The sequence below is a fragment of the Rhodococcus sp. 05-2255-3B1 genome (assembly GCF_002258545.1).
Lineage (GTDB): Bacteria > Actinomycetota > Actinomycetes > Mycobacteriales > Mycobacteriaceae > Rhodococcoides.
The window spans coordinates 336,316-342,456 of sequence record NZ_NOZC01000031.1 but is presented as its reverse complement, the minus strand read 5'-3'; the positions used below and the strand labels follow the sequence as shown (position 1 = coordinate 342,456).

Below are 6,141 nucleotides of genomic sequence, written 5' to 3'. Positions count from 1 at the left end.
GTCCGGAACTTGTTGTCAGCGCCGTTGCCGTCGGCGCTCGGGTCCTGCGTCAATGGACCATTGCACTCTTCAGACGTATGTAGTGGTCCATTCACGCAGATCAGCTCCGCGGGTGAATGGCACATTGCAGCGCTCAGACGTGTGCAGTGGTCCATTGACGCAGGACCCGAGCGCCGAGGGCAACGGCGATGACAACAAGTTCGGCGAGCAGGATCCAGAACAGCAGCGCGATATCTGGAGCCCAGCGGGCCAGTGTCGAGATCGGCGCATCGGCGAGTGCGGGCAGCGAAAAGTACAGCAGTCCAGCTGCGCCGAGGGCGGCCAGTGCATGCGCGGGTGCCCATCGTCCTGGAGCGGTTCGGAATCCGAGGAGCGCTCTGGTCGCACAGATCGCCAACAGCACCGCGAGGATGGTCGACGCGATCAGTGCAACTTCGTACAGACCGAAGCCGGCGGTAGGAGGGTCGTCCATGCCGAGTCGCGCGAGCACGAGGGAGCGGGCAGCCGAGGCCAGAGCATCGGCCTCGAGTTCGCCGTATCTGTTGGTCGCGAACACCACTGCCAGGTGTCGTTCCGGAACGAGTGCGACGTGAGTGAAATAGCCGGGGACCGCCCCGGAATGCCACCGCATCTCGGTACCGTCGGGCAGCGTTTCGACGTACCACCCGTATCCGTACGCCGCCCCCGAACCCGTCGACACCGTATCCGGACTGTTCGACGCCGGAGCGGTCAGTTGCCTGGATGCATAGCGTGAGAGTTCGTCGATGGAACCGCTCAGGTAGCCGTAACCCATTCCTGCGGAGTCGATTCTGGTATCGATCCTTCGGGGGAAGGTGAAGAACGGTACGTGGCCTGGTGCGACGGTGTCTGCGGTGTGCACCCCGGTCTCACGGGCGACGACGTCGGCGAAAGGTTCGGCGGTGGCCTTCTCGACGATCGCTTGCAGCAGTAGGTAGTTCAGGCTCGAGTAACGGAAGGTGCCGCGTTCGGCGGCCCTGACGTCCAGGGCGGGGAGGATGTCGAGCGCTCGCTCCGTGCGCCCCCACACGTCCAGTTCGGTCACATCGTGCGGGAGGCCGCTCGTGTGGTGGATCAGGTCGTCGATCGTGACGTTGTCCGGAAGGATCGAATCGCTTTCCGGCAGAATCGAATTCACGGATCCATCCAGCGTCAGGGCTCGGTGTTCGGCGAGTGAGTACACCGTGGCCGCCGTCACCGACTTCGATACCGAACCCCACACGAACGGAGTCGTCTCGTCGATCGGCGCACCGTCTCCGTCCACCCCGTACTCGACGTTCTCCAAGACCTCGTGCTCGGAGACGACGCGGAACGCGACTCCCGGCAGTCCGAGTTCGTCTGCGACGGCTCGGATGTCCGACGCCACGCCGGGGTCCGGTGGGGTGGGGGAGCCTGCGGTCAGGACCGCTACGACGGTCAGCAGGGCGTGGACGATGCGCATGATGGGAGTGAATCAACCTCATCGCGGTCGACGCCTCGGTGAACACCCTGATTTCACACCTGAGATCAGCTTCCGCCTATCGGGTCGTTCCTGCAAGCTCCACTCCTGCGCGGACGAGGCCTGCGATCCAGGGCATCACGTCGTCGTAGGCCGCCAGGGATCCGGGTAGGTGGTTCGCGCCCTCCACCGGGATGGCCGGCAGATCGTATTCGCGGTAGGTGACGTCTGCGCCCAGATCGCGCCAGCGCCCGAGCAGGGTGCGGCTCTGCTCGACGGGCACGGTGTCGTCCTCGACTGCGTGCGAGAGATACACCGGCATGGCAGGGGCGATGCGCCCGACGGTGTTCGTCTCGGTGATCTCGGCCAGCACCGGGTTGCTCAGTTGCTCGGTCAGTGGTCGGCCGTCGCGGGTGAGCTCGGTCGTTCGTACGGTTACGGTGGCCGCGGGGTCGGTGGTGCACCAGTTCTGTGCGGCGTCGAGCGCGGCGATCCCGTCGGAGTCGAAGAGGTCGCGGATGCCTGCCGCTCGTTCCGGGTAGGCGTTGATCATCCCGTCGACCGTGAAGAGCGCGGCGCTACCGAGGCGGGTGTTGTCGAGCGTGTCGATGTTGAGGGTCGGATCGGCCGGTGGCGCACCGACGTACGCTCCCCGGACGTTCAGCTCGGGAGCGTAGGTGGAGGCGAGTTCGGCAGCGGATGCGGACGCGAACCCGCCTTCGGAGTAGCCGAACAGCACCACCGGGGTGGTCGGCTCGACGTCCGCTGATCTGGCGGCGTCCAGCAGAGCACGGCCCGAGGCGATTCGGTTCAGGTACGTGTGCCCGCCGGGGGTGCCCAGGCCCTGGTAGTCGGTCGCGACGACGCGATATCCGGCCAACAGCAGCGGCAGGATGGCCGGGGACGAACCGACTGTCCCGAGAACAGCCGATCCGGCGCAGCGGTCCGCCATACCGGAGGTGCCGGGCGCGTACGCGATCACCGGCCGGGGTCCGGGGCCGACCCACGGAGCGGTGGGGGTCATGGTGTAGCCGGATACGACCATGGGCTGATCGTGTGTGTCGGTGGACCGATAGAGAATCCGCTCGATGTCGAATCCGAGACCGAACCCTTTGGGCGAGTTGACGGGCCGGCTTCGGACCACCTCGCCGAGCGTCGCGGTGTCGACCGCCGCAACCGGCGCGTCGTAGAAGTCCGTCAGAGGGCTCGCGCCGGCCGTCGGCGTCGAGAATCCGGCGATCGCGATCGACAGGATCGCGGTTGCCACGATCGTCGCTGCGCGCGGGCAGTTTCTCGATTGTCGCACCCGTCGTGTCGACATCTTCGCACTCGGTAGCCCGGTCACCCCGCTGACGTTAGCCTGAGAAACAGGCCCACAGAGGGTCGACTACGAAAGGATTCGGTTCGATGCCAACTCGTACTTCACGCACAGCTTGGAACGGAACGCTGGAACAAGGTTCCGGCCAGGTCGAGCTGTCCAGTTCCGGCGCGGCGACTTTCGATGTGTCGTTTCCCAAGCGCGCCGCCGAGAACGCCGACGGCACCACCAGTCCCGAGGAATTGATCGCCGCGGCTCACTCGAGTTGCTATGCGATGCAGTTGTCGGCGTTGATCGCCGAGGCGGGCGGCACCCCACAGAGCCTCGAGGTCACCGCCGATGTCTCGCTGGGTCCCGATGAACCGGGTTTCAAGCTGACCGGCATCAAACTCACCGTGCGGGGCGAGGTCGAGGGTCTCGACGCAGACGGCTTCGCGAAGGCGGCTCAGGCGGCAAAGGAAACCTGCCCCGTCAGCAAGGCTCTCACCGGTGTCGAGATCACATTGGACGCGGCTCTCGAAAGCTGAACGGACAAATCGCCCGATGTGAGACTGGCGAACGATCGTCAGGTTTGAAATAGTTCGTTACTCGACCCATCTGCAGGGTGATTCGGTTACGAATCGTGTTCAAACGTCGGGTTCGATCGGCTGATGCGTACGTTCGGGGTATGCACCGACCGGCCTAGGAAGGATCAGCCCCACCATGTTGTGGACGCGCTTCCTGGGCCTCGGTGTACTCGCTGTAGCGGCGTACGCAATAGCCCCTCCCGGCATACCCCAGGGTGCGATATACGCAATCGTGCTTCTGGCCACAATCGTCGCGTTCGTCTACCGCTACTTTCGGGAACCCGGGCCGGACAAGCGGACGTGGAGGTACATGGCCGTCGGCGTCGGCTCCTGGGGTATCGGCGACGCGCTGATCGCGATGGTGCAGGTCAGCGGGGGACGAGTATCGACGTTCTCCTCGTCCGACATCTTCTACCTGTTCGGCTATCTGGTGATCGCCGTCGGCTTCGCACGAGCCGCCGACGAGAACGGGCTCGTGTTCGGGTGGGAAGAACTGCTCGAGTGTCTGGTTGTTGCAGTCGGTATCGGACTCGCCACGTGGGTGTTCGTCATCCCCGGCGATTCGACGCTGTCGTTTCCGTCGGCGATGGAATTGTGGCCTGCCACGGTCTACCTCACCATCGACGCGTTTCTGCTCACGCTCGTCGGAAGTCTGTACCTGCTGACCCGCTCGACAACGGTGCCGTTCCTGGCGGCAGCGGCCGGAGTCGTGTTCCTGGTGTCTGCCGATTTCGCGTCCTATGCCACGGTCGACTCGTCCGAGCTCTACCGTTCGACTCTCCTGAACACGCTGTGGTTGGCCGCGTACGTGTGTTTCGGAGTGATCGCCTTGCACATTCCGGAGCGGGCGGTGTCGCGGGTCGACCGGTCCAGCCCGTTCAGATTCGGGCGTGTGAGATTTCTCGGACTCGCGGTCGCGGTCGCCGTGACACCCCTAGCGATGGCAATTCAGTTGGCCCGCGGGGTCCCCGTCCAGCAGTGGGGGTGGGTGATCGTGCTGTCGTCGGCGATGATCATCGCGCTCGTCGGGTGCCGTATCGCATACTTCCTAGAGACGCTGCGGCGGCAGGCCGCAGTGCTCGAGGACGTGGCTCGGACGGATGCGGTGACCGGGCTGGCCAGTCGCCGCCTGCTCCGAGAGCGGTTGGACACGATGCTCGCCGGACGCGGCGAGTCGGACGTATTCACGCTCGTGGTGGACATCGACCGCTTCGCGCAGATCAACGAGACCTTCGGGTACAGCGTAGGAGACAGTGTCCTGCGCGAGATCGGTCATCGCCTGGTCGCATCGGTGCGATCCGACGACCTCGTCGGACGGCTCGGTGGGGATCAGTTCGTCGTCGCCATGCGCAGGCGTCCCGGCCAGATCGACGTATCGGACACTGCCGAGCAACTCCAGTTCGCAGTCAGTAGAACGATGTTCGTGCACGACATCAACGTGGCACTCGACGCGACGGTCGGAATCGCAGCCATAGAAGTCTGCCCGGCGGCCTCGGGTTCGGGTTCGGCGACCGTGTCGATAGACGGCGAATCGATGCTGCAGCGGGCGCACGTGGCCCTGACTGCCGCGAAGGCGGGCCACACTCGTATCGGTCGCTACGAACCCGACATGGATCGCGACCGACACGATCACATGCGGTTGCTGGGCGAACTCGACAAGGCCATCGGTGACCACCAGCTTCGAGTGTTCTTTCAGCCTTGCCTGGATCTGGAATCCGGCAGTGTCGATCGCGTCGAGGCGTTATTGCGGTGGCAGCACCCACGTGAGGGTCTGATCGGACCGTCGATGTTCCTGCCCGACGCCGAGCGCACCGGTATGTTGCCCGCCATCACCGCCCTCGTGCTCGACGAGGCCTTGGCTCAGTGCAGCGAGCTGCGTCGACGTGGAGTCAATTTGTCTGTCTCGGTGAATCTTTCGGTGAGAAACCTACTGGACGAGACGCTCACCGAACAGGTCGCGGCCGCGCTGGCGAAACATTCGGTTCCCGCGCATGCCCTGGAGTTCGAGGTCACCGAGACAACGGCGATGACCGATCCGGTGCGCTCGGTGAACGCATTGACGTCCCTTCGTGGCCTCGGCGTCACCATCGCGATCGACGACTACGGCACCGGCTACAGCTCGTTGGCCTATCTGCAGACTCTGCCGGTGCAGACTCTCAAGATCGACCGCTCGTTCGTGTCGAAGATGAAAACCGAAGAGACCGACGCATCGATCGTGCGCTCGACCATCGACCTGGCTCGAAGTCTCGGGGTGCGGGTGATGGCCGAGGGAGTCGAGGACGCGGGCACGTTGGACGCGCTCCGAGAATTGGGCTGCGACGGTGCTCAGGGCTACTTCCTCGGCAGGCCGATGCCGGCCGAGTTCCTGGCCGAAGCTGTGGCGAAACTGGATTCGCAGATGCCGACGAGACTCGAATGGGAGCTCGCCCGCGAACGCATCTGAGCGGACGCGTGCGCTCTTCAGGACGCGGCAGGCACGTCCAGTACGACCTCGAATTCGAGCAGGGATGCTCCGGACGAGACCGGCTTCGCAGAACTGGCTCCGGCGTGAGCCTCCCGAGACGGTCCCGCCGACCATGCCTGGAACGACTCCTCGTCCTCCCATTGGGTGACGACGAAGTATCGCGACTCGCCCTTGACCGGCCGCAGCAGTTGGAACCCGAGGAAACCCGGGGAGCCGTCGACCGACCCGGCGCGCGCGGCGAAGCGCTTCTCGAGTTCGGGGCCCGCGCCCTCGGGTACGTCGATCGCATTGATCTTCACAATGGCCATGCCCGCGAGATTACTCCGCCGATATGCTC

The 6,141-nt window shown here is 64.7% G+C and carries 5 protein-coding genes; 2 read left to right on the top strand and 3 right to left on the bottom strand.

The features are described 5' to 3' along the window. Positions 1-133 precede the first annotated feature (133 nt). Both CH249_RS19050 and CH249_RS19045 read right to left on the bottom strand, forming a co-directional pair. Positions 134-1,459, bottom strand: a complete 1,326-nt coding sequence (locus tag CH249_RS19050) for a serine hydrolase (protein WP_094681984.1) — start codon at positions 1,457-1,459, stop codon at positions 134-136. 76 nt (positions 1,460-1,535) lie between these two features. Then, positions 1,536-2,723, bottom strand: coding sequence for a lipase family protein (locus CH249_RS19045; protein WP_256980445.1), 1,188 nt, complete (start codon positions 2,721-2,723; stop codon positions 1,536-1,538). A 140-nt stretch (positions 2,724-2,863) separates the two neighbouring features. Here CH249_RS19045 and CH249_RS19040 point away from each other — a divergent pair, with 140 nt between their 5' ends. After that, positions 2,864-3,301 (top strand): OsmC family protein, encoded by a 438-nt coding sequence (locus tag CH249_RS19040; RefSeq protein WP_032397201.1) that lies wholly within the window; start codon positions 2,864-2,866, stop codon positions 3,299-3,301. A 175-nt stretch (positions 3,302-3,476) separates the two neighbouring features. Further along, positions 3,477-5,783, top strand: a complete 2,307-nt coding sequence (locus tag CH249_RS19035; protein ID WP_094681982.1) for a bifunctional diguanylate cyclase/phosphodiesterase — start codon at positions 3,477-3,479, stop codon at positions 5,781-5,783. 17 nt (positions 5,784-5,800) lie between these two features. Here CH249_RS19035 and CH249_RS19030 read toward each other — a convergent pair whose 3' ends face one another. Beyond that, positions 5,801-6,112 carry an antibiotic biosynthesis monooxygenase gene (locus tag CH249_RS19030; RefSeq protein WP_045198600.1) on the bottom strand — a complete coding sequence of 104 codons (312 nt, stop codon included), beginning with the start codon at positions 6,110-6,112 and terminating at the stop codon, positions 5,801-5,803. Positions 6,113-6,141: the final 29 nt, after the last annotated feature.

Bases quoted from the DNA above. Each gene is read 5' to 3' on its own strand.
- CH249_RS19050 (WP_094681984.1), bottom strand. From the start codon at position 1,459: ATGCGCATCGTCCACGCCCTGCTGACCGTCGTAGCGGTCCTGACCGCA.
- CH249_RS19040 (WP_032397201.1), top strand. From the start codon at position 2,864: ATGCCAACTCGTACTTCACGCACAGCTTGGAACGGAACGCTGGAACAA.
- CH249_RS19035 (WP_094681982.1), top strand. From the start codon at position 3,477: ATGTTGTGGACGCGCTTCCTGGGCCTCGGTGTACTCGCTGTAGCGGCG.
- CH249_RS19030 (WP_045198600.1), bottom strand. From the start codon at position 6,112: ATGGCCATTGTGAAGATCAATGCGATCGACGTACCCGAGGGCGCGGGC.